The sequence below is a fragment of the Maritimibacter sp. genome (assembly GCF_016774595.1).
GTDB lineage: Bacteria > Pseudomonadota > Alphaproteobacteria > Rhodobacterales > Rhodobacteraceae > Maritimibacter > Maritimibacter alkaliphilus.
On record NZ_JACBWT010000001.1, the window covers coordinates 623,727 to 643,273 of the forward strand.

General features: G+C 65.3%; 22 protein-coding genes. 14 read left to right on the plus strand and 8 right to left on the minus strand.

Going from position 1 to position 19,547, the window contains the following annotated elements; all coding sequences use genetic code 11:
* The first annotated feature begins 101 nt into the window (after positions 1-101).
* Genes HOY44_RS03165 through HOY44_RS03180 form a run of 4 tightly spaced genes read left to right on the plus strand, consistent with a single transcriptional unit; the run spans position 102 to position 2,520 of the window.
* The gene (locus tag HOY44_RS03165) at positions 102-971 is read left to right on the plus strand and encodes an S-methyl-5'-thioadenosine phosphorylase (protein WP_287432984.1); all 870 of its coding nucleotides are present in this window, start codon (positions 102-104) and stop codon (positions 969-971) included.
* Positions 968-1,636 (plus strand): DUF2927 domain-containing protein, encoded by a 669-nt coding sequence (locus HOY44_RS03170; protein ID WP_138422638.1) that lies wholly within the window; start codon positions 968-970, stop codon positions 1,634-1,636. The genes HOY44_RS03165 and HOY44_RS03170 overlap by 4 nt, the downstream gene beginning before the upstream one ends.
* An 18-nt stretch (positions 1,637-1,654) precedes the next feature.
* Positions 1,655-1,984 (plus strand): 5'-methylthioadenosine phosphorylase, encoded by a 330-nt coding sequence (locus tag HOY44_RS03175; protein ID WP_287432986.1) that lies wholly within the window; start codon positions 1,655-1,657, stop codon positions 1,982-1,984.
* Complete coding sequence (locus HOY44_RS03180) at positions 1,981-2,520, plus strand: adenine phosphoribosyltransferase (RefSeq protein ID WP_171042938.1); 540 nt, start codon at positions 1,981-1,983, stop codon at positions 2,518-2,520. Before HOY44_RS03175 ends, HOY44_RS03180 begins: the two co-directional genes overlap by 4 nt.
* 213 nt (positions 2,521-2,733) lie before the next feature.
* Here the strand turns inward: HOY44_RS03180 and HOY44_RS03185 are convergent, their stop codons facing one another.
* Genes HOY44_RS03185 through selD form a run of 3 tightly spaced genes read right to left on the minus strand, consistent with a single transcriptional unit; the run spans position 2,734 to position 7,250 of the window.
* Positions 2,734-4,155, minus strand: coding sequence for an FAD-binding oxidoreductase (locus HOY44_RS03185; RefSeq protein ID WP_287432988.1), 1,422 nt, complete (start codon positions 4,153-4,155; stop codon positions 2,734-2,736).
* Positions 4,156-4,191: 36 nt separating this feature from the next.
* Positions 4,192-5,007 carry an MBL fold metallo-hydrolase gene (locus tag HOY44_RS03190; protein WP_287432991.1) on the minus strand — a complete coding sequence of 272 codons (816 nt, stop codon included), beginning with the start codon at positions 5,005-5,007 and terminating at the stop codon, positions 4,192-4,194.
* A 56-nt stretch (positions 5,008-5,063) separates the two neighbouring features.
* Entirely contained in the window at positions 5,064-7,250 is a 2,187-nt protein-coding gene (selD, locus tag HOY44_RS03195; protein WP_287432994.1) for a selenide, water dikinase SelD, read from the minus strand.
* 147 nt (positions 7,251-7,397) lie between these two features.
* On the opposite strand from selD, the gene HOY44_RS03200 reads away from it, so the two are divergent.
* Positions 7,398-7,835, plus strand: a complete 438-nt coding sequence (locus tag HOY44_RS03200; RefSeq protein WP_287432997.1) for a hypothetical protein — start codon at positions 7,398-7,400, stop codon at positions 7,833-7,835.
* On the opposite strand, the gene HOY44_RS03205 is transcribed toward HOY44_RS03200, so the two are convergent.
* The 3 genes from HOY44_RS03205 to HOY44_RS03215 form a co-directional block, all read right to left on the minus strand.
* Positions 7,836-8,636, minus strand: coding sequence for an SDR family NAD(P)-dependent oxidoreductase (locus tag HOY44_RS03205; RefSeq protein ID WP_287432998.1), 801 nt, complete (start codon positions 8,634-8,636; stop codon positions 7,836-7,838).
* Between the two features lie 70 nt (positions 8,637-8,706).
* Positions 8,707-9,195, minus strand: a complete 489-nt coding sequence (locus HOY44_RS03210; RefSeq protein WP_287433000.1) for a VOC family protein — start codon at positions 9,193-9,195, stop codon at positions 8,707-8,709.
* Positions 9,188-9,799, minus strand: a complete 612-nt coding sequence (locus HOY44_RS03215) for a cupin domain-containing protein (protein WP_287433001.1) — start codon at positions 9,797-9,799, stop codon at positions 9,188-9,190. The genes HOY44_RS03210 and HOY44_RS03215 overlap by 8 nt, the downstream gene beginning before the upstream one ends.
* Before the next feature lie 137 nt (positions 9,800-9,936).
* On the opposite strand from HOY44_RS03215, the gene HOY44_RS03220 reads away from it, so the two are divergent.
* From HOY44_RS03220 to HOY44_RS03235, 4 genes are read left to right on the plus strand one after another with little or no spacing between them, the layout of a single operon-like run.
* Entirely contained in the window at positions 9,937-11,517 is a 1,581-nt protein-coding gene (locus tag HOY44_RS03220) for a phytoene desaturase family protein (RefSeq protein ID WP_287433002.1), read from the plus strand.
* Complete coding sequence (locus HOY44_RS03225; protein WP_287433003.1) at positions 11,514-11,750, plus strand: hypothetical protein; 237 nt, start codon at positions 11,514-11,516, stop codon at positions 11,748-11,750. The genes HOY44_RS03220 and HOY44_RS03225 overlap by 4 nt, the downstream gene beginning before the upstream one ends.
* The gene (locus tag HOY44_RS03230) at positions 11,747-12,172 is read left to right on the plus strand and encodes a nuclear transport factor 2 family protein (RefSeq protein ID WP_287433004.1); all 426 of its coding nucleotides are present in this window, start codon (positions 11,747-11,749) and stop codon (positions 12,170-12,172) included. The genes HOY44_RS03225 and HOY44_RS03230 overlap by 4 nt, the downstream gene beginning before the upstream one ends.
* A gap of 42 nt (positions 12,173-12,214) precedes the next feature.
* On the plus strand, positions 12,215-12,685 hold the full coding sequence (locus tag HOY44_RS03235; RefSeq protein WP_008334989.1) for a winged helix-turn-helix transcriptional regulator: 471 nt from the start codon (positions 12,215-12,217) through the stop codon (positions 12,683-12,685).
* A gap of 1 nt (position 12,686) precedes the next feature.
* On the opposite strand, the gene HOY44_RS03240 is transcribed toward HOY44_RS03235, so the two are convergent.
* Positions 12,687-13,340 carry a TetR/AcrR family transcriptional regulator gene (locus HOY44_RS03240; protein ID WP_287433005.1) on the minus strand — a complete coding sequence of 218 codons (654 nt, stop codon included), beginning with the start codon at positions 13,338-13,340 and terminating at the stop codon, positions 12,687-12,689.
* Positions 13,341-13,489: 149 nt separating this feature from the next.
* Here HOY44_RS03240 and HOY44_RS03245 point away from each other — a divergent pair, with 149 nt between their 5' ends.
* Genes HOY44_RS03245 through HOY44_RS03265 form a run of 5 tightly spaced genes read left to right on the plus strand, consistent with a single transcriptional unit; the run spans position 13,490 to position 18,599 of the window.
* Positions 13,490-14,290, plus strand: coding sequence for an ABC transporter ATP-binding protein (locus tag HOY44_RS03245; protein ID WP_287433007.1), 801 nt, complete (start codon positions 13,490-13,492; stop codon positions 14,288-14,290).
* 52 nt (positions 14,291-14,342) lie between these two features.
* On the plus strand, positions 14,343-15,314 hold the full coding sequence (locus HOY44_RS03250; protein ID WP_287433009.1) for an ABC transporter substrate-binding protein: 972 nt from the start codon (positions 14,343-14,345) through the stop codon (positions 15,312-15,314).
* A 22-nt stretch (positions 15,315-15,336) separates the two neighbouring features.
* Positions 15,337-16,107, plus strand: a complete 771-nt coding sequence (locus tag HOY44_RS03255) for an ABC transporter permease (RefSeq protein ID WP_287433010.1) — start codon at positions 15,337-15,339, stop codon at positions 16,105-16,107.
* Positions 16,107-16,883: an ABC transporter permease gene (locus HOY44_RS03260; protein ID WP_008334984.1), complete on the plus strand. Its 777-nt coding sequence runs from the start codon at positions 16,107-16,109 to the stop codon at positions 16,881-16,883. Before HOY44_RS03255 ends, HOY44_RS03260 begins: the two co-directional genes overlap by 1 nt.
* 30 nt (positions 16,884-16,913) lie before the next feature.
* Positions 16,914-18,599 carry a sulfatase-like hydrolase/transferase gene (locus HOY44_RS03265; protein WP_287433011.1) on the plus strand — a complete coding sequence of 562 codons (1,686 nt, stop codon included), beginning with the start codon at positions 16,914-16,916 and terminating at the stop codon, positions 18,597-18,599.
* 75 nt (positions 18,600-18,674) lie between these two features.
* On the opposite strand, the gene HOY44_RS03270 is transcribed toward HOY44_RS03265, so the two are convergent.
* Positions 18,675-19,541, minus strand: coding sequence for a DMT family transporter (locus HOY44_RS03270; protein ID WP_287433012.1), 867 nt, complete (start codon positions 19,539-19,541; stop codon positions 18,675-18,677).
* Positions 19,542-19,547: the final 6 nt, after the last annotated feature.

Here is a 19,547-nt window from a genome sequence, read left to right on the forward strand (position 1 = left end):
AGATGCGCCTATTCCCGGATTCGGTCAGCAACTTGCCCCGATTGCGGCTTGTCTATGATCCGGCGGGCTGGTTCACTCGCCGGTGACATGAGGAGGCAGTCATGGACACGATGATCGGCGTGATCGGCGGATCGGGCCTGTACGAAATCGACGGGCTGGAAGGCGCGGACTGGGTCACGATCGAGACGCCTTGGGGCGATCCGTCGGACCAGATCATGACGGGCGTTCTGGACGGTGTGAAAATGGCCTTCCTGCCCCGGCATGGGCGCGGCCACGTCCACTCCCCCACCACGGTGCCCTATCGCGCCAACATCCACGCGCTGAAGTCGCTGGGCGTCACCGACATCGTCTCGGTCTCGGCCTGCGGGTCGTTCCGCGAGGACATGGCACCGGGCGACTTCGTGATCCTCGACCAGTTCATCGACCGGACCGTGGCGCGCGAGAAAAGCTTTTTCGGCACCGGATGCGTGGCCCATGTGAGCCTCGCCCATCCGATCTGCGAACGGCTGGCCGGGGCCTGCCTGACCGCGGCACAGGAGGCGGGCGTGACGGTCCACAAGGGCGGCACCTATCTCTGCATGGAAGGGCCGCAGTTCTCGACACTCGCCGAATCGAAACTCTACCGCGAGGTCTGGGGTTGCGACGTCATCGGCATGACCAACATGCCCGAAGCCAAACTCGCCCGCGAGGCCGAGATCGACTATGCCTCGGTCGCGATGATTACCGACTACGACAGCTGGCACCCGCACCATGGCGAGGTCGACATCTCCGAAATCATCGCCACACTCGGCGCGAATTCCGAGAACGCCCGCAACCTGATCGCAAAGCTGCCCAAGCTCCTGGGCGCGACACGGGACACCTGCCCGCACGGATGCGACACGGCGCTGGACTTCGCGATCATGACGGCCCCCGAAAAACGCGACCCCGATCTGGTCGCCAAGCTCTCGACCGTCGCCGGCCGCGTGTTGTGAGGATTGCCGCCGCCCTGCTCGCGGCCTGCCTTCCGGGTCTCGCGCTCGCACAGGAATTCGTGGAAGCGAACGGGCCGATGAGCGACGACGACTTCTACAACGCCGTCTCCTGTGGTGCCGATCCGGGCGGCGAATGCCGCAAACCGCTGGTGAAATGGGATCGGCTCGGGCCGATCCGCATTGCCGTTCGCCAGATCGACGATGCCTATCTCGGCGGCAAGAAACTGCGGGCCGCCGCCGCGCTGGAACGGGCCATTCAGGCGCTCAACGGGGCCGATGCGGGGTTCCGGGTGGTCGAGGTCGACGCCGGGGCGGATGCCGAAATCGAAGTCTTTTTCTTCGACCTCGAACGCGGCGACCCCATCGCAGGCACCGGCATCGAAGGGGTCGACGGCTCGCCGCTTGGCGGTGCGTCGACCCGCGTGCTGTTCGAGCGCGAGACGGGGCGCATCCGTCAGGTCGCGATCATCTTTTCCACGACGCTTCAGATCCGGGCCTATGAAAGCGTGATGCTGGAAGAACTGACGCAGGCCATGGGGCTGATGACGGACATCCGAAATCCCTACTACGACGAAACCTCGGTGTTTTCGCAGGATACGAATGCCTCGACGGAACTGGGAGAACAGGACATCATGGCCCTGAAGCGCCATTACGCGCGCCCCTGACACTTCGGGAGGACCGCCATGAAACGCCTGATCTTCGCCCTTGCCGCCGCGCTGACCACCGGCACCGCCACCGCCGACGGGTTTGTCATGGGCGCGGGCCGATGGACCTGTGAACAGGTGCTGACCATCGCCGCGCAGGCCGAGGGGAGCGAGTTCGAGCAACTCGCGGGCTGGCTCATGGGGTTCTGGTCGCACGCCACGTTCGAGCGCGAAACCCGATTCATCGACATCGTCGAAGATGTCGGCGGGCGCGGCATTTTCGACGCCACGATGGGCGAATGTCAGCGTGCACCCGGCGACACGCAGCTTTATATCGTGAGCCGTTCGATGATCGAAAACACGAAGTGAGACATATGAAGACCGTCAAGGACTACATCCGCACCATCGTCGATTTCCCGCACGAGGGGATCATGTTCCGCGATGTGACCACGCTTTTTTCCGACCCGCGCGGGTTTCGGATGTGCATCGACCAGATGCTGAACCCCTATGCCGGCACGCGCATCGACAAGGTCGCGGGGCTGGAAGCACGCGGGTTCATCATCGGGGGCGCCATCGCGCACCAGTTGTCGGTGGGGTTCACGCCCATCCGCAAGAAGGGCAAGCTGCCGGGGGCGACGCTGTCGCAGGCCTATCAGCTTGAATACGGCGAGGCGGTCATGGAAATCCATGACGACGCGATCCAGCCCGGCGAAAAGGTTCTGCTGGTCGACGACCTGCTGGCGACCGGCGGAACCGCGCAAGCGGGCATCCAGCTGATCGAGAAACTGGGGGGCGAGATCGTCGGCTGCGCCTTCATCGTCGACCTGCCGGAACTGGGCGGGCGCGCGAAACTCGAAGCGATGGGCATGGACGTGCACATCCTGTGCGAATTCGAGGGCCTGTAGAGGTTTCGTTAACACTTGTGCCGTATTCAGGGCGTGGTTTGTAGGAGCAAACCGCTGCTTGCATACGCACGTCCCCCCGTGCAGCGCCCCGCTCGTCCCCCCGGCGGGGCGCTCTTCGTTATCATGGGCATTCCGGCCCTGAAACCTTTGCCGCGGAAAAGGTTTTCCTTTTAAAACAGGTAAATACCGCGACTTCCGTTAACGCGCCGCGCTTTACCTGTCGCGCAACATGACACCCGGATTCATGATCCCTTTCGGATCGAGCGCCGTCTTGATCGCGCGCATCGCGGCCAGTTTGGCGGGGTCGCCATACCGCTCCAGATCGCCGACCTTGAGCCGCCCCACACCATGCTCGGCCGAGAACGATCCCTCCATCCCGGCCACCAGCTCATAAACCGCTTCCGCCACGTCGGCGCGTCGGTCCATCACCTCGGCCCGCGCCACGCCTGCCGCCGGGAAGATGTTGTAATGCAGGTTGCCGTCGCCCAGATGCCCGAACGCGTTGATGCGAAATTCCCCGACCTTCGCCACCGCTTGCCGCGCCCGGTCGAGGAAATCCGGGATCGACGAGAGCGGGAGAGAGATGTCATGCGACGAGACCGAGCCGATGCGCCGGTTCGCCTCGGGGATCTCCTCGCGCATCTGCCACAACGCGCTGCGCTGCGCCTCGGACTGCGCGATGACGCCGTCCGAGACCAGCCCCGCTTCCAGCGCCGCCTCGAACAGGCCTGTAAGCGCCTCGTCCGGGTCGTCGCCGGCGCCGAGGCCAAGGTCGATCAGCACCGACCACTCCGGGATCGGGTCCATCGGGCAGCGGGCGGGGCAATCCGTTTCGATAAGGAAGCGCGGCCCCTCGCCCGACATGAGTTCGAACGCGCTGATCCCCTGCCCGATCCGCGCGCCCGCGAGTGCGAGCAGGTCGAGCGCGGCAGCCGGGCTTTCGACGGCGAAAAGCGCGGTGCCGGTGCGGGCGGGACGCGGGAAAAGCCGCATGGTGGCCGCCGTGATGATGCCCAGCGTGCCTTCGGCCCCGATCATGAGGCCGCGCAGATCATAGCCGGTGTTGTCCTTGCGCAGCCGTTTCAGCCCGTGCCAGACCGACCCGTCGGGCAGCACCGCCTCAAGCCCCAGACACAGCTCGCGCGTGTTGCCGTAGCGCAGGACGTTCACGCCGCCCGCGTTGGTCGACAGCACGCCGCCGACCCGCGCCGAGCCTTCGGAGGCGAGCGACAGGGGGAACAGCCGATCCTCGGCCAGCGCGGCGGCTTGTAGGTCGGCAAGGATCACGCCCGCCTCGACGATGGCCACGTTTTCCGCCGGGTAGACGCCGCGCACACGGGTGAGCCGTTCAAGCGACAGGATCACCGGGCGCGGGCCGTTTTCCATGATCTGCCCGCCGACCAGCCCGGTGCCGCCACCATAGGGCACGATCCCCACCCGCGCCTCGGCACAGGCGCGCACCACCTCGGCCACCTCGTCGGTCGAGACGGGGGCGACCAGCAGCCCCTCGCCGCCCTGAAACAGCCCGCGCGGCTCTTCGAGGTATCCGGGCGTCAGGTCGCGAAAGGCGGCGTCGGGCAGGCGCGTGCGCAGGCGGTCGGCGAATGCATCGTCGGCAGGGGTCAGGTCCGTCATGTCAGATGGATGGCACCGCGCAGGGCGCAGGGCAAGTCACTCGGTCAACAGACCCGGTTGCAGGACCATGACGGTGGGGGTGCGTGGGAGCGTGTCCATCGACAGGGTGATCGACCCGATGCCCGCATCCACCACGTCGAACCCACCGGCCCGCATCCCGCCGATGAACCTGTCGAGCGTGTAGCGCCCGAACCAGTGCATCGGGATGACCACGCGGGCGCGAAACCGCTCCATCACCTCGATCATGCTTTGCGTGTCCAGCGAAACGCCGCCGTCCACAGCGGCCATGACCACGTCGAGACGCCCGACCTCGGCATACTGGCCCGCGTCCGGCACATGATGCAGGTGCCCGAGGTGGCCGATGCAAAGACCGGCCATTTCGAAGACGAAGATCGAGTTTCCGTCCTCGACCCGACCGTCGAAGGACCGGATGTCGGTATGCACGTTGCGGATGAGCGCCTCGCCCAGATCGAGTTCGTGCGCCTTGGGACCATCGGCATCGGCCCAGCCCTGCAACACGTTCGCGATGTCCGGGTCCGGCGACATGGTGAAGTGGCTGATATGAGCGTTGTTCATCGTGACCACATCGGGGATGAGCCGCGCGCCGCCCTGATCGCCGGTGTAGTCGGTGATGAAATTCAGCCCGCCGGGCGTCTGGATCAGAAAGGAAGCGTGTCCGACGTAGGAAATGCGCACGTTGTCCGTCGGAACCGCATCGACATAGTTGGCCTTGTGCAGAAACGGCACGCCCATGTCCTGCGCGAGCGCGTGACAGTGCGACTCGATCCGCTCCTGCGCGAGCGCAGGTGTGGCGACAAGGGTGAGGGCAGCGGCAAACCGGATCATCGACATGGCAGGCATCCTGACACGGATCACGTTCGCGTCGCCTCAACTCCGTGTGAGCGGGATCAGGCCAGTCGGATGCCCTGCCCCTCGACGATCCGCCCGATGACAACGCCGGTTTCGCCGGTCGCGTCGATCCGGGCCAGGCAATCGTCCACGTCTTCGGGCGCGACGGCGGCGAGGAAGCCGCCTGCGGTCTGGGGGTCGTGAAGAAGCGCCATGAGGTCGCCGTCCCCGAACCCCGCGACCGGGGCGGCGGCCATGTTGGCGGCGTGGATCGTCGAGCGGACGCCCCGCGCCGCCAGCGCGCGGGCACCGGGATAGGTGGGCACGGCGGCAAGGTCGATCTCGGCCCCCACGCCCGAAGTCCGGCAGATCGCCGCTAGGTGACCGGCAAGGCCGAAGCCCGTCACGTCGGTCATGGCATGGGCCGGGGCAAGCGCGCTGGCCGTGTCGCCCTGCGCCCGGGCCATGCGGTTCAGCATGGCGGCCACGTCGCGGCCCTCGGCCACGCCCTGCATTTCGCCCGCGAGGATCGTGCCGGTGCCGATTGGCCGGGTCAGGATCAGCGCGTCGCCGGGGCGCGCGCCCGCGACGGTGATCGGGTCGCGGTCGAGAAGGCCGGTGAGCGTGAAGCCCAGCACCGTCTCGGCCCCCATCGTGCTGTGCCCGCCCACGATCTCGGCCCCGGCCTGCGTGAACACCTCCTGCGCCGCGCCCATCATCTCCTCGATCACGCGGGCCTGAAGCGCCTCGGACTGGCGCGGGAGGGTGAGCGAGACGAGCGCGGCCTGCGGATCGGCGCCCATCGCCCAGATGTCGCCCAGCGCGTGAATGGCCGCGATACGGGAAAAGAGCGCGGGGTCTTCGGTGAAGGCGCGCAGGTGATCAGTGGTCAGCACCTGCCGCGCGCCGCCGATGGCGAGCACCGCCGCATCGTCGCCGGGGCCGGTCAGCACGTCGTCGCGCCGCGCGCCGGACCCGAGGCGGTCGAGCGCGGTCGAGAGCACCCCCGGCCCGACCTTGGACCCGCATCCGGCACACAGCATCTGCGCCTCGGACCCAAGCTCCTGCGGCACGCCTTGTGCTACCTGATCGGGGAGCGGCTCTGCGGGCATCTTGGGCAGATGCCGGAACCGATCCATGAATTTCTGGTCGATCCGGTTTTTCCAGCGCCATAGCATCGGGCCGGATACGGCGGCGGACCATTTGGTCGCGAGGGCGGATTTGCCGCCCATCGAGACGAGTTTGAGAAAGTCGGACTGCGGGCGGAAGGATTGCAGGGCGCCGCCCGCCACGGCGGCCCGCAGGTTCGCCGCCAGCACCGGCGCGGCGCGCACCGCGTAGACCCCGGCTTTGGGGCGCGGCGTTTCGATCAGGTGGGCGCAGTCGCCCACGGCGAACAGATCGTCATGGCCCTCGACCTGCAATGTCGGGCGGGTGCGCAGGAAGCCGTCTTCGGTGAGCGGCAGGGGGCTGGACGACAGCCAGCCGTGGGCGAAAGCCCCCGCCGCCCCCACGGTCAGGGCGGTGGGCACCCTGCGCCCCTCGGACAGACGGACCGCCGTGTCGGTGACGGCCTCGACCGCTGCGCCGGTCAGGACCGTGACGCCGTTCTGCGCCAGCCCACGGCGGACATGGCCCAGCGCCTTGGGGGTGAAACCGCTCAGGTCCGGGCCGGCCTCGATCAGCGTAACGGCTGGCGTGAGACCGGCGGCGCGCAGGCGGTGCGACATCGCCATGGCGAGTTCGCACCCCGCCACGCCGCCACCGATCACGGCCACCTCCGGCGCGACCTCGCCCGCCTTGGCGCGTTCCACGAAGTCGGCCCAGCCCGAGGCGTAGCGATCCAGCGGCTTGGCCCCCAGCCCGTGATCCGCGAACCCCTCGATCCCCGGCATTTCCGCATGGATGCCCACGTCGATCGAGGCCACGTCATAGGCCACCCTGCGCCCGCCGTTCAGGCGGATGTTCTTGCCGACGGGATCGATATGCTCCGCCGCGCCGAGGATCAGCCGCGCGCCCGCGAACCGCGCGAGTTTCACGAGGTCGATGTCCAGATCGTCGCGGGTGTAATGCCCCGCGATATGGCCCGGCAGCATCCCGGAGTAAGGCGCGGTCGGGCCGGGGTTGATGAGCGTCAGGCGCACCCCCGGCACCGGCTTCATCCCCCACATCCGGGCGGCGAGCGCATGGGCGTGGCCGCCACCGATGAGGACGAGGTCTCGGGTCAGAGGGATCTGGGGCTGCATGGGCTCTCCTTCCGTCCCCGTTTAGCGCAGGGTGCGGCCCTTGCCCATGCGGCGCGACGACCGGGACGGGGGAAGAGCGCCGATTTGATCGGGGTCAGGACGCGAGGCGGCGCGCCATGTTATCATCGGAGCACAAAGGAGATCACCATGCGCAAAATCGCCACGCTCGCCGCCGCGCTCGTATTGACCGCAGCGCCTGTCTGGGCCCAGTCCTGCATTCCCTACGGCAATGACGGGATCAGTTCGATCCCCGGTCAGGTCATCGTCACCTATTCGGCGGAATGGTCGAATTTCGATCACTTCAACTCGTCCGGCAATCGGCTGACCACCGCCGGTCAGGTGCTTCAGCAGGACCGGGCGAATGTCCACAAATTCGGGAAATCGACGGTCAGCGACAGCTATGACGGGTTCTTCACCACGGTCGAACGCCGCTCGCTCCTGTCGCGGGCGACGGTGACGAGCTACTGCCACCTGAACCCGGCCGCCGCCCGCAACGCGCTGGTCAATTCCACGCCCGTCGGGACGGTCGTGTTCTACCGCGCCTACAACGGCAGCTATGTGGCCGTGGTGGATTTCGCGGGCTGATCAGCCCTGAAAGAACCGGCTGAGGCGCGCGAAACCGGGAATGTGGACCGAGGTGCCGCCATCCGCCGCGAAGGCCTGCCCGGTGATATAACGTGCCTCGTCCGAGGCGAGAAACGCCACCAGATGCGCGATGTCGTCCGGCCCGCCCAGATAGGGGGTCAGCGTCTCTTCCTCGACCGTTTCGCGCAACTCCTGCGGCAGATGGGCGAGCGCGGCGGGCGTGCCGGTCAGCCCCGGGAGCACCGCGTTGGCCCGGATGCCGCGCTTGCCGTGCGAGGTGGCGATGGAGCGGGTCATCTGGATCACGGCGGCCTTGGACGATGAATAGGCCGCTTGGATGAGGTTGCCCTGAAGTGCCAGGTTGGAGGCGGTGTTGATGATCGACCCCGACCCCTGCGGCGACATGATCTTCAGCGCCTCTCGGCAGGCGATCATCGTACCGCGCGTGTTGACGGTATAGGTCGCATCCCAATCCGCGGTCGCCATGTGTTCGATGTCGCCGTCGCGCTGCGCCATTTCGGCACTGAGGAGTGCCGCGTTGTTGTCGATCACGTCGAGGCGCCCGAACCGATCCATCGTGGTGGCGAACATCGCCCCGATGCTGTCCTCGGAGGCGAGGTCGAGGTGGGTCGCAACGGCCTCTTCGCCAAGCTCATCGGCCAGAGCCTGCGCCCGGTCGAGGTCGATATCGGCCACGACGATCCGGGCGCCGTGCGCGGCCATAATCCGGCAGACCGAGGAGCCGATGCCCCCGGCCCCGCCGGTGACGATTGTGACTTTGCCATCGAGAGAATAGGCCATGTGCGGTCCTTTCGGCGGGGTCGGACCGGGGCGCTGCCCCGGACCCCGAGGTTTCTTGAAACAGAGAAGATCAGTCCGGGAAGTTCGCGGCCCGGAGGATTTCGACGATGAGGTCGTTCGGGTCGCGGAAGAAGAAGGCCACCGCGCGCGGGCGCGGGTCGCCCTCGGTCAGGACCGGGTCGGCCTCGTGCAGCATTGGTTTGCCGAGTTCGCGCATCAGGCCGACGATTTCGCAATCGGGCCGGGCATGCAGGAGTTCGAGCGCGACCTGCGGGTCTTCGACCGAGAAACAGGGATGCTTGGTGCCCTGCTCGCCAAGGTCGGTGTTGGGTTTCAGCCGATGCTCCGGCACGGGCCGCGAGCCGCCCTTCTGGAAAAACTCGAACCGGAAATCGTCGCGCCGCAGGAAAGCGAGGTGCGTGTCGATGGGTTCGAGGTAGCGGCGCTCCTCGACCTCCATGCCGAATACCTCGCCGTAAAAGGAAATGGCGGTTTCGATATCCGCGACGGAAAAGCCGACGTGATGGAACCTGAGATCGGGGAACGCGCCGTCAGACACCCGCCAACTCCTTGATCCGTTTGTCGTGTTCTGCGGTTTTGCGCGCGAGATCCGGGTCGAAGGCGCCGTCGGTGAGCACGAAGAGCATCCGCGTGATCCGGTCGGTGCGGTTCGTCCAGGCGTGGATCGTGCCGCGTTGAACGACCATGTCGCCCTGTTCGAGCACCACTTCGCTGTCGTCCAGCAGGAGGACGATCTGACCTTCGAGGACGATGCCGTAGTCGATGGATTCGGTCCTGTGCATGAGCGGGTGGCGGCCCGGAATCGTATGTTCGGCGTTTTCGGCCAGGCCGACCTTTTCGAACAGCGCGCGGGCGGTTTCCTTGTCGAAATCCGGCCCGTCCTCCCCTTCCGGCGGGATGTCGACCATGCGGATGATCGTGCCGTGGGGCGGCGGGGCGGTTTCGGTGTAGCGGTCGGTCGGCTCGGCTTCGGTCGCGGTGACCGGCGCGGGCGAGGCATCGGTGTGCCACAGCTCGTGAAACGCCAGACCCGGCTGATGCTCGGGGCGAATCACGTTGGGCGGCGCGCCGTCCGACAGGACCACCGCCTTGCCCCTGTCGTCATGGCCCGTAACCACACGGCGCACGTTCTGGCTGACCATCGAAGCCTCCCTATTTGGTCGATCGACCAATTCTTGCAGTAAATTGGTCGGTCGTTCAAGGTGGGTACAGAAATGTGCCTTCTTTCGCGCTCCTGCGGGGGCCGGATAAGGATGTGCCATTCAGTTGGGAGGACTTCATGTCGAACTATGACGTCGTGGTGATGGGGGCCGGTCACAACGGTCTGGTGGCCGCCTGTTACCTTGCCCGCGCGGGCAAGAAGGTGCTGATCCTCGAAAGGCAGGAATGGCCGGGTGGCGGGGTCGTCACGCGCGAGATCAATACGCCGGGCTATCGGCACGATCTGCATTCGTCGGTGCACATCATGATCCAGGGCAATCCGATGATTACCGAGGACGAACTGGACCTCATCGGGAAATACGGGCTGGAGTATCGCTACCCGGATGTCCCCTATGCCTCGCTGTTTCCCGATGGCGAAGTGCTCATCACCCCCAAAGACCTCGATCAGGCCTGCGCCAATATCGCCGAGTTCAACAAGAACGACGCGGTGACTTATCGCCGGTTCGCCGAGCGCGCGATGCGGATGCTGCCGATGATCATGTCGGGGTCCTACGCGCCGCCGCTGCCGTGGGGGCCGTTCATGGCGATGATGGACATGGAAGCCGAGGGGCGCGAGGTGCTGGACGCGATGAACCGTTCGTCGCTCGACATCATCGACAACGCTTTCGAGGACGACCGGGTCAAGCTGCACCTCATCAAGCTGGTGACCGAGAACCTGCAACTGCCCGACGAACTGGGCACCGGCATGGGCATCTTCATCATGCCCGGCATCATCCACCGATACGGGGTGAGCCAGCCGGTCGGCGGCTCGGGCGGGCTGACCGACGCGCTGGTGCGCTGTCTGGAGGATCAGGGCGGCGAGATCAGGCTGGGTGCCGAGGTCGACAAGGTGATCGTGGAATCCGGCGAGGCGAAGGGGCTACGCCTGACCACGGGCGAGACCTTCATGGCCAAGGACGCGGTGATCGGCGCGATCCACCCGCATGTCCTGTCGAAATTCGTCGATGGTCTGGACGAGGGCGTGAAGACCCGCGCGAAGAACGTGACGCTCTCGACCCAGTCGCTGTTCGTCAGTCACTACGACCTGCGCGAGCAGACCAAGTATCGCTATGGCGAGGACGTGACCGCCGCCGTCATGCTGGAATACTTCCCCTACAATACGCTGGAGCCGATGCTGAACGACTTCGACGACATCCGGCGCAAACGCATCCCGGCCCGCAGGCTTCTGGGCGGCGGGGACGAGACGCATGGCGACCCGTCGCGCGCGCCGGCGGGTGCCGGGATTTTCCACTCGATCACGATGGTGCCCTACAACATCGACGGCAAGGGGCCGAAGAAATGGGACGAGATTAAGGAGGACTACGCGGCCGAAACGCTGCGCCAATACGATCCGTTCATCTCGAACCTCGGGGCTGACAACATCATCGCGGCGTCGCACTGGTCGCCGCTCGACATGGAACGCTCAAGCCCGAACTCTTTCGTCGGTGGCGATATGCATGGCTGCGCGCCGTTCCTCTATCAGTCGATGGGGCACCGCCCGAACCCGGACCTCGGCCAATACACCGTGCCGGGGGTCGAGGGGCTGTATCTTGTGGGGCCGTTCCAGCATCCGGGTGGCGGCGTGTTCGGCGCGGGGCGCGCGACGGCGCTGCGCATGTTCGACGACCTTGGTATCGACTTTGAACAGGTGATCGCATGAAACTGCTCGACAACACCGGCAAGGAACTCATGACCGTCTCGAAGATCGAGGCGGATGAGCGCAACTACCTCGTGGTGCGGGGGAAGATTTTCGGGGCGATGCCGATGACCGCGAAGCTGTCGCCGGAGGAGGCGCGCGCGGCGCTGAAGCTGCTCAACGCGCGCACGATCTGGTTCCTGCTGACGATCTGGTTCCGCAGCGCCAAACCGCCGAAAAAGAAGGGCACCAAGTGAACCGCGCGACGTTCGACGACTACATCGCCCGGTTCAACGCTCGCGACCCCTCGGCCTTCGAGGAGTACATCGCGGACGATATGGAGATGCTGAACGGCGCGCTGCGGCTCACCGGGGTCGCGGGGATGAAGGATCATTACCAGAACAAGATCTGGCCGGACTTCGACGAACGGCTGAACCCGCTGCGCTTCATCGGGAACGACGACCATGTCGCGATCGAGATGCGGACGGAGTTCGAGGCGCTCGCCGACAACCCGGACACGCTGTTCGGCGCGGTCCGAAAGGGCGAGATGTTCGTCTATCACGGGCTCATCATGTATGATCTGCGCGACGGTCGGTTCACTAAAATCCAGGTGGCCTACAACCGCTTCACCAATATCAAGCTCGACGGCACCGAGATCGAGATGGGTCTGCCGCACTAGGTCGATGGACGGCGGGGGCGGGTTTTGGCATAGCTATGGGCCATGCCCACCGAAACCGAGTTGCGCACCCTTCTGACCATTGGCGAACCGTCGCGCACGGGCGACGACCCGCGTTTGGCTGGCCTGTCCGATCTGGCGCGGCAGATGGGCGACGTGCCGCCGGACAAGGACGCGCCCGTGCGCGAGGTTCTGGCGCGGATGGGCGACAACTGGTCGGCGCTGATCCTGAAGGTTCTGGCGACCGGAACCTACCGCCACGCGACTCTGAAACGGGTGATCGCCGCGCTGTCGGCAGAGCGGGACATATCCCAACGCATGCTCACCCTGCGCCTGCGCGCGCTGGAACGCGACGGGTTCGTGGCACGGCGCGAACATGACACCGTGCCGCCCCGGGTGGACTATGCGCTGACCGATCTGGGCCGGGGGCTGGCCGGGGAACTGGACCGCGTCATTCGCTGGATCGAAGCGAACAGCGCCGAGGTCGAGGCCGCGCGCGCCCGCTTCGGGGAATAAGTCAGCGCCTGCTATCGAAGCTTTCGATACCTGCGGTGGCGAAGGTCAACAGCGCCTCCTGCGCGGCCTCGAGGTTGTGGGCCGACACTTTGCCCCCGGTCAGGGTCGTCACACGCGCATGTTGCGACACGGTGGCGAGCATGGCGTGCAGGGCCATCACGAAGCCGCGGTTGAGCCCGTCAGGATCGACGCCCGGCATCGCCTTCTGAAGCGCGGCGACGAAGGCCTGCGCGGTTTCGTCGAAATATCGGCTCAGAAGATGCATCCATTCGTCGCCCTCGCCCAGACGGGCGAGCACGCGGAAATAAGCGGGCCAGCCCGGGTCGCCGGATTTGGCCATATCGAAGAGCGGACCGAAGAAAGCGCCCAGAATCGCACGCACGTCGGAGTTCTCCAAGGCTTCGAGCCGCGCCTGACGCTCGGCGCACAAGATCGTGGCGCGACGCGCGACCACCTCTTCGAACAGGTTGTCCTTGGTTCCGAAATGGTAGGAGGCGAGCGCCAGAGTCACCTCGGCCCGCGTCGTGATCTCGCGCAAGGAAACGGCCGCGAAACCCTGTTCCCCGAACGATGCCTCGGCCGCATCGAGGATTTTTTCGCGGGTCTGATCGCCGTTCTGGCGTGTGACCTTTTGCTTGCGTGCCGCCGCTGCCATTGGACCTTCCCCTGACTGTCCCTGCGACCTATCGACCAGACCGATACATCACCTTGGGATATGCGATTTTCCACTATTTGGTTGATTGTATAAATAAGCTTCAGCGAAATGCAAAGGAAGCGTGACGCGAGTCGCGTGGGGAGGAATGCATGTTTGACGACGGAGCCGCATCGGCTGTCGACATCCTGTCCGTCACCGGGCTTCAGAAATCGCTCGGATCGCGTTCGGAACGTCTGAAGATCCTAGGCGGGATCGAGTTCGCGGCCAAGCCCGGAGAATTCCTGACCATCGTCGGCCCTTCGGGCTGCGGCAAGACCACGCTTCTGATGTCGCTGGCCGGGCTTTATGTGCCCGACGAAGGTCAGGTGCTGTTTCAGGGCAAGGCGGTCGATGGGCCACCCGAAGGGCTGTCGGTCGTGTTTCAGGATTACTCCCGCTCGCTTTTGCCGTGGAAGCGCAACATCGCGAACGTGCTCTTCGCGATGCGGCGTCTGAAAGCCACGAAAGACGAAAAGCGCGCCATCGCGATGGAAATGCTGGAAGCGGTCGGCCTCAAGGGGTTCGAGGATCGCTATCCATGGGAGCTGTCGGGTGGGATGCAACAGCGTGTGGCGATTGCGCGGGCGCTGGCCACGCGGTCCAAGCTGCTCTTGTTGGATGAACCGCTCGCCGCCGTGGACGCGCAGACCCGCGCGGACATGCAGGATCTGCTGCTCCGGCTTGCCAAGCAATTCAACAAGACCTGCATCCTCGTCACCCACGATGTCGAGGAAGCCGTCTACATGGCAGACCGGATCGTCGTTCTGTCGAACCGCCCGACCCACGTCGTCGAAGAGATCGAGGTGCCGCTGGCCAAGCCCCGCGACCACCTCACAACCCGCGAGGACCCGGAATTCCTGCGCATCCGTCACGAGGTGATCGAGCGCATCCGGTCGTTCAAGCGATCCTGACCTGACAGGTCAAGTCCCGCCAGCCGCGGGTATCATTCCGAGGGAGGAAACCATGAAAAAACGTAACTTTCTGAAAGGTGTGGCGCTGGCCGCGCTGACCGTCGCCGCGCCCGTCGCAGCCCTTGCGATGGACACGGTCAAGGTCGCCTACATGAAAATCCCGCCGCTGGTGTCGGTCAAATACGCCATCGACAGCGGGATCATGGAGGCGCATGACCTCAACATCGAACTGACCGTGGTGAACGGCGGGCCGGAGCTAATGACCGCGCTTGCCTCGGGGTCGGCCGACATCGGCCAGACCGCCGCCGGGATCGCGCTTCTGGCCCGCTCCAAGGGTCTGCCCATCGCCGTCTTCGGCACCGGCGACACCGAGCGTCAGCCGGATTACAACCACAACTGGCTGATCGGCACGGAAGAGGCCGGGACCACCGACCTCAAGTCGCTCGAAGGGAAGACCATCGGTGTGGTCGCCAAGAACTCGCCCGCCACATTGGCTTTCATGAGCCACATGGTCGCCGCTGGCGCTGACCCGAGCACGGTCGAATTCGTCGCCCTGCCCTTCCCGCAGCTTCCCTCGGCGCTCGAGGTCGGCAACGTGGACGCCGTGCATGTCGGTGAGCCGTTCCACGGCATGATCATGTCGTCGGACAAAATCAACGCGGTCGAGCTTGCCAATGGCCTGATCCATTCCGACGAAGGCACGGAATACGCGCTCGGCGCATGGTTCGCGCAGGACAAGTGGCTGGCCGAGAACGAGGACATCGCCAAACGCTTTCTCGCGGCGATGGAGCAGTCCTACCGCGAGTTGGTCGAGGACCGGTCCAAGGTCAACGCGATCCTGATGGCGGAATTCGGGATGCCCGAAGGAGCCGCCAACGCGACCCCGCTGCCGCTCAAGGCGAAAAGCTTCACCACCACGATCGACCAGTACGAGCCGCTGCTGGAGCAGATGGTGCTGACCGGCATGATCGAAGACGGCAAGCTTGACCTGAACGACGCCGTGCGCGCCGTCGATTACAAGTAAGCCAAGGCCAAGGGGCGACACGATGCTTTTGCTCGCAAGACGGACCTTCGGTCTTCTGATTTTCCTCGTGATCTGGGAAATCGTGACCGCGACCGGCCTCGTGTCGCCCGACTACATGCCCCGGCTGGCCTCGATCGGGGCCGCGATCTGGGCTTTCGTGACCAGCGGCGATTTCTGGTTGAACTTCTTCGCCACCGTCCAGCGAATGCTGATCGGTTTGTCGGTCGCGGTGGTCCTCGCCATCGCCGTCGCGCTGGTCGCCGCGCGTTTCGCGCTTCTGCGCCGCGCTCTGGAGCCGATCACCGACATCCTGCGTTCGCTGCCGCCCCCGGCGCTGGTGCCGCTTCTGATCTTCGTGCTCGGAATCACGCCCGCGCTGTTCTACTTCGTCATCATCTTCGGCTGCATGTGGGCCACCTACATCTCGGCCTCGAACGCGTTGTCGACGGTCGAGCCTGTGCAGGTGAACACCGCCAAGATCTATGGCCTGACAGACTGGCAGATCCTGTGGCAGATCCGTCTGCCCGCCGCGATGCCCGAGATCTTCACCGGCATCCGACTGTCCGCCTCGGTCTCGCTCCTCGCGACCACAGCGACCGAGATGCTGCTGGGCGGTCAGGGTCTGGGCGCGATGATCTATAACGCGGGCTTCAGCCTGCTGTGGGATCAGATGTACGCGCTCATGTTCATCATCGGCCTGTTGGGCATCGCCATGAACTTCCTCGTCGCCGCCGTGCGCTATCCACTGGCCGGCTGGCAGAGCCGCTATTCCGCTATGGGAGCCGCCGCGTAATGGACAGGTTCATCAACGGCCGCATCAACTGGCCCGGTATCATCTTCATCCTGCTGATCCTGGTCGTCTGGGAAGTCTGGGCGATGATCGCGGACAGTTTCTATTTCCCGCGCGCCAGCGCCGTCGCGCTGACGATTGTCGAGGATTGGGGGAACCTCTGGGCCGCCACGCTCGACACCCTGCGCCGCGCTGCTATCGGCTTTGCCATCGCGCTGGTCACCATGCTGCCGCTGGGCATCGTCCTTGGCCGCGTCCGCGTGCTGGGCGAGATCGTAGAGCCGGTGTTGGAGTTCTTCCGCCCCCTCCCCCCCATCGCGGTGGTGCCACTCGCCATCATGCTTCTGGGCATCGGGGACGCGGCCAAGCTGGTCGTCGTGGTCTGGGGCGCGTCCTTTCCCATCGTCATCAACACCATCGACGCGGTGAAGGTGCAGGACCCGATGCAGGCCCGCCTCGCCCGTTCGCTGCGCCTGACGACGTGGGAGCGGATGACGATGATCGACCTGCCCGCCGCCCTGCCCCGCATCTTCGCGGGCATCAAACTTGGGATCACCGTCGCCCTGCTGCTGACCGTCGTGTCCGAGATCATCGTGTCCACCAACGGGCTGGGCGATTACCTGCGCATCGCCCAATCCGATTTCTCGATGACCCGCGTGATGACCGCGCTGATCGTGATCGCCATTGTCTCGGTCATCGTGAACGGCGCGACGAACTGGGCCAACCGCCGGTTGCTCGACTGGCACTACCGCCGCTCGGCGCTTGCCGGTCGGCAATAAATCCATCACCCGCACAAACGAGGTGCCACCATGGCCAAAGCCAAGAACATCCTGTTCATCATGTTCGACCAGCTGCGCTGGGATTATCTGAGCTGCTACGGCCACCCGCACCTCGACACGCCGAACATCGACCGGATCGCCAAGATGGGTGTGCGTTTCACCAACGCGCGCATCCAGTCGCCGCTGTGCGGGCCTAGCCGGATGTCGACCTACACTGGGCGCTACGTGCACAGCCACGGGGCCGCGTGGAACGGATATCCGCTGAACGTGGGCGAGATGACCATGGGCGACCACCTGCGCAACATGGGGATGGACGCGGTTCTGGTCGGCAAGACCCACATGCAGGCCGACGCCGAAGGGATGCGGCGGCTGGGGCTGGAGCCTGACAGCCTGATCGGCGCGCGGGTGTCGGAATGTGGCTTCGATGCCTTCGAACGCGACGACGGGCTTGCCTTCGAGGGCAAGATCAAGGGCGGGCCGTTCCTCGAAACCCATTCGGCGGACAAGTATAACGCCTATCTGCGGGGCAAGGGCTACGAGGGTGAGAACCCATGGCACGACTACGCCAATTCGGGCCTCGACGACGCGGGCAACGTGCTCTCCGGCTGGTTCCTGAAGAACTCGACCGAGCCCGCGAACATCGCGGAAGAGGACAGCGAGACGCCCTATATGACCCGGCGCGGGATAGACTTCATCGAGCAGGCCGGGGATCGCCCGTGGTGCTGCCACCTGTCGCTGATAAAACCGCACTGGCCCTATATCGTGCCCGCGCCCTATCACGACATGTACGGGCCGGAGCATTTCATCGCGCCCGTTCGGGCCGAGGCCGAGAAGGACACCGACCACCCGGTCGTGCGCGGCATGATCGAAGCGCCGGTCGGCAAGAGCTTTTCGCAGGACCATGTGCGCGAGACGGTGCTGACCGCCTACATGGGTCTCATCAAGCAGATCGACGACCAGATGGGCGTGCTGTGGGCATATCTCGAAGAGTCGGGCCGGATGGAGGACACGATGATCGTCATCAACTCCGACCATGGCGATTACATCGGGGATCACTGGATGGGCGAGAAGATGTTCTTCCACGACACTTCGGTGAAAGTGCCGCTCATCATCTACGACCCCTCGCCCGAGGCGGACGCGACACGCGGCACCACCTGCGACGCGCTGGTCGAGATGATCGACCTTGCCCCGACCTTCTACGAGGTGGCGGGCGGCGACGCGACTGATGTGGACCATATCCTTGAGGGCGAAAGCCTGCTCCCGATCCTGCACGGGACGGCAAAGCGCACCAAGCGCGACGTCAGCTTCTGCGAATACGACTTCGGCCATACCCCGCAGGCCGAGCACATGGGGCTCGCCCCCGACGACAGCCGCATGTTCATGGTCGCGACCCATGACTGGAAACTCATCCATTTCGAGGGTGGCTTCCGTCCCGTGCTGTTCGACCTCAGGAACGACCCGAACGAACTGGTCGATCTGGGCAAGTCCCCGGACCATGCGGACACGATTTCCGAGATGTATGAGCATCTGCATCACTGGGCACTGCGCAACTCGCAGCGGGTCACCGTGCCGACGAAACAGATCCTGTCGCGGCGCAAGAACATGGGGCCGGGATCGGGCATCATGATCGGGGTCTGGGCACCCGAAGACGTGCCGCCGGGATCGGTCGATCACTATGTGAACCGCACCGCGCAGGACAAACGCCCGGCGACCTGAGCGCGGGGCATTTGCGCGTCACCCTTGGGGCCGGCCTGCACGGCCAAGGGGCGGGTCTCGGGCGTCTTGCAACGCCTACCGCGTCACGATCAGCGCACCGCCCACGACGATGAGGAGCGCGATGGCGAGGTGTTTCCACTTCAGCGTCTCGCGCTTGAACACGAACAGACCCAGCAGCAGCGCCCAGAGCGGAACCGTGCCGGAGAGCGGCGACACGAGCGTGAGGGTGCCCATCGTGAGGGCCGCGTTCAGCGCCAGAATCCCGGCCCCGTTGACGAGGCCGTTCAAGGCGAACCATCCGACGCCGGACCCGAAACGCGTGCGGCCCTGCCGATGGTGGAGGATCAGCATGACGCCTAGGACGAGCGACGAGACGGTCGTAGTGACGAGCAGCGCGAAGAGCGGGCTGGGCACATCCTGCATCCCGAACTTCAGACCGGGCTGGCTGATCCCGCGCACGAGCGAAGCGCCGAGCGGCACGAGAATGGCCCAGAGCGGCCACCCCCGCTTGATCCCGCGCGGCGACCACGTGGCCAGAAGCAGCCCGGCGATGGTCAGGATCAGCCCGATCGCGGATTGAAGGCCAAGGGACTCGCCAAGAAACAGGACGCCGAGGCCGATCGCGATGACCGGGGTAAAGGCGGCGATGGAAGCGGTCAGCGCCGGACCGACGAGCGAGACGCCCGCGATCTGAAACCGTTGACCGAGAGCCGGAAAGAACACGCCCACGATGACGAAGATGAGCGTGCCGCGCGAGCTCCACCAACTTGGATCGACGAAGAACGGTGCCGCCAGCCAACAGCACACGGCGACCACCGCCACCGACAGAAACGCGCCCGTCATCGTGTCGGTGTCGTCGAGCGCGTGGCGCTGAATATGGTTACATAGGCCCCAGAGAGCGGCAGCGGCAAGCGACAGGGCGGCGGGCAGAATCGTTTCCATGTTAAC

Coding starts and splice junctions, on each gene's coding strand:
- HOY44_RS03265 (WP_287433011.1), top strand. CDS start 16,914: ATGGCCAAAGCCAAGAACATCCTGTTCATCATGTTCGACCAGCTGCGC.
- HOY44_RS03175 (WP_287432986.1), top strand. CDS start 1,655: ATGAAACGCCTGATCTTCGCCCTTGCCGCCGCGCTGACCACCGGCACC.
- HOY44_RS03185 (WP_287432988.1), bottom strand. CDS start 4,155: ATGACGGACCTGACCCCTGCCGACGATGCATTCGCCGACCGCCTGCGC.
- HOY44_RS03205 (WP_287432998.1), bottom strand. CDS start 8,636: ATGGCCTATTCTCTCGATGGCAAAGTCACAATCGTCACCGGCGGGGCC.
- HOY44_RS03245 (WP_287433007.1), top strand. CDS start 13,490: ATGTTTGACGACGGAGCCGCATCGGCTGTCGACATCCTGTCCGTCACC.
- HOY44_RS03220 (WP_287433002.1), top strand. CDS start 9,937: ATGTCGAACTATGACGTCGTGGTGATGGGGGCCGGTCACAACGGTCTG.
- HOY44_RS03215 (WP_287433001.1), bottom strand. CDS start 9,799: ATGGTCAGCCAGAACGTGCGCCGTGTGGTTACGGGCCATGACGACAGG.
- HOY44_RS03270 (WP_287433012.1), bottom strand. CDS start 19,541: ATGGAAACGATTCTGCCCGCCGCCCTGTCGCTTGCCGCTGCCGCTCTC.
- selD (WP_287432994.1), bottom strand. CDS start 7,250: ATGCAGCCCCAGATCCCTCTGACCCGAGACCTCGTCCTCATCGGTGGC.
- HOY44_RS03235 (WP_008334989.1), top strand. CDS start 12,215: ATGCCCACCGAAACCGAGTTGCGCACCCTTCTGACCATTGGCGAACCG.
- HOY44_RS03190 (WP_287432991.1), bottom strand. CDS start 5,007: ATGTCGATGATCCGGTTTGCCGCTGCCCTCACCCTTGTCGCCACACCT.
- HOY44_RS03200 (WP_287432997.1), top strand. CDS start 7,398: ATGCGCAAAATCGCCACGCTCGCCGCCGCGCTCGTATTGACCGCAGCG.
- HOY44_RS03260 (WP_008334984.1), top strand. CDS start 16,107: ATGGACAGGTTCATCAACGGCCGCATCAACTGGCCCGGTATCATCTTC.
- HOY44_RS03240 (WP_287433005.1), bottom strand. CDS start 13,340: ATGGCAGCGGCGGCACGCAAGCAAAAGGTCACACGCCAGAACGGCGAT.
- HOY44_RS03225 (WP_287433003.1), top strand. CDS start 11,514: ATGAAACTGCTCGACAACACCGGCAAGGAACTCATGACCGTCTCGAAG.
- HOY44_RS03250 (WP_287433009.1), top strand. CDS start 14,343: ATGAAAAAACGTAACTTTCTGAAAGGTGTGGCGCTGGCCGCGCTGACC.
- HOY44_RS03255 (WP_287433010.1), top strand. CDS start 15,337: ATGCTTTTGCTCGCAAGACGGACCTTCGGTCTTCTGATTTTCCTCGTG.
- HOY44_RS03165 (WP_287432984.1), top strand. CDS start 102: ATGGACACGATGATCGGCGTGATCGGCGGATCGGGCCTGTACGAAATC.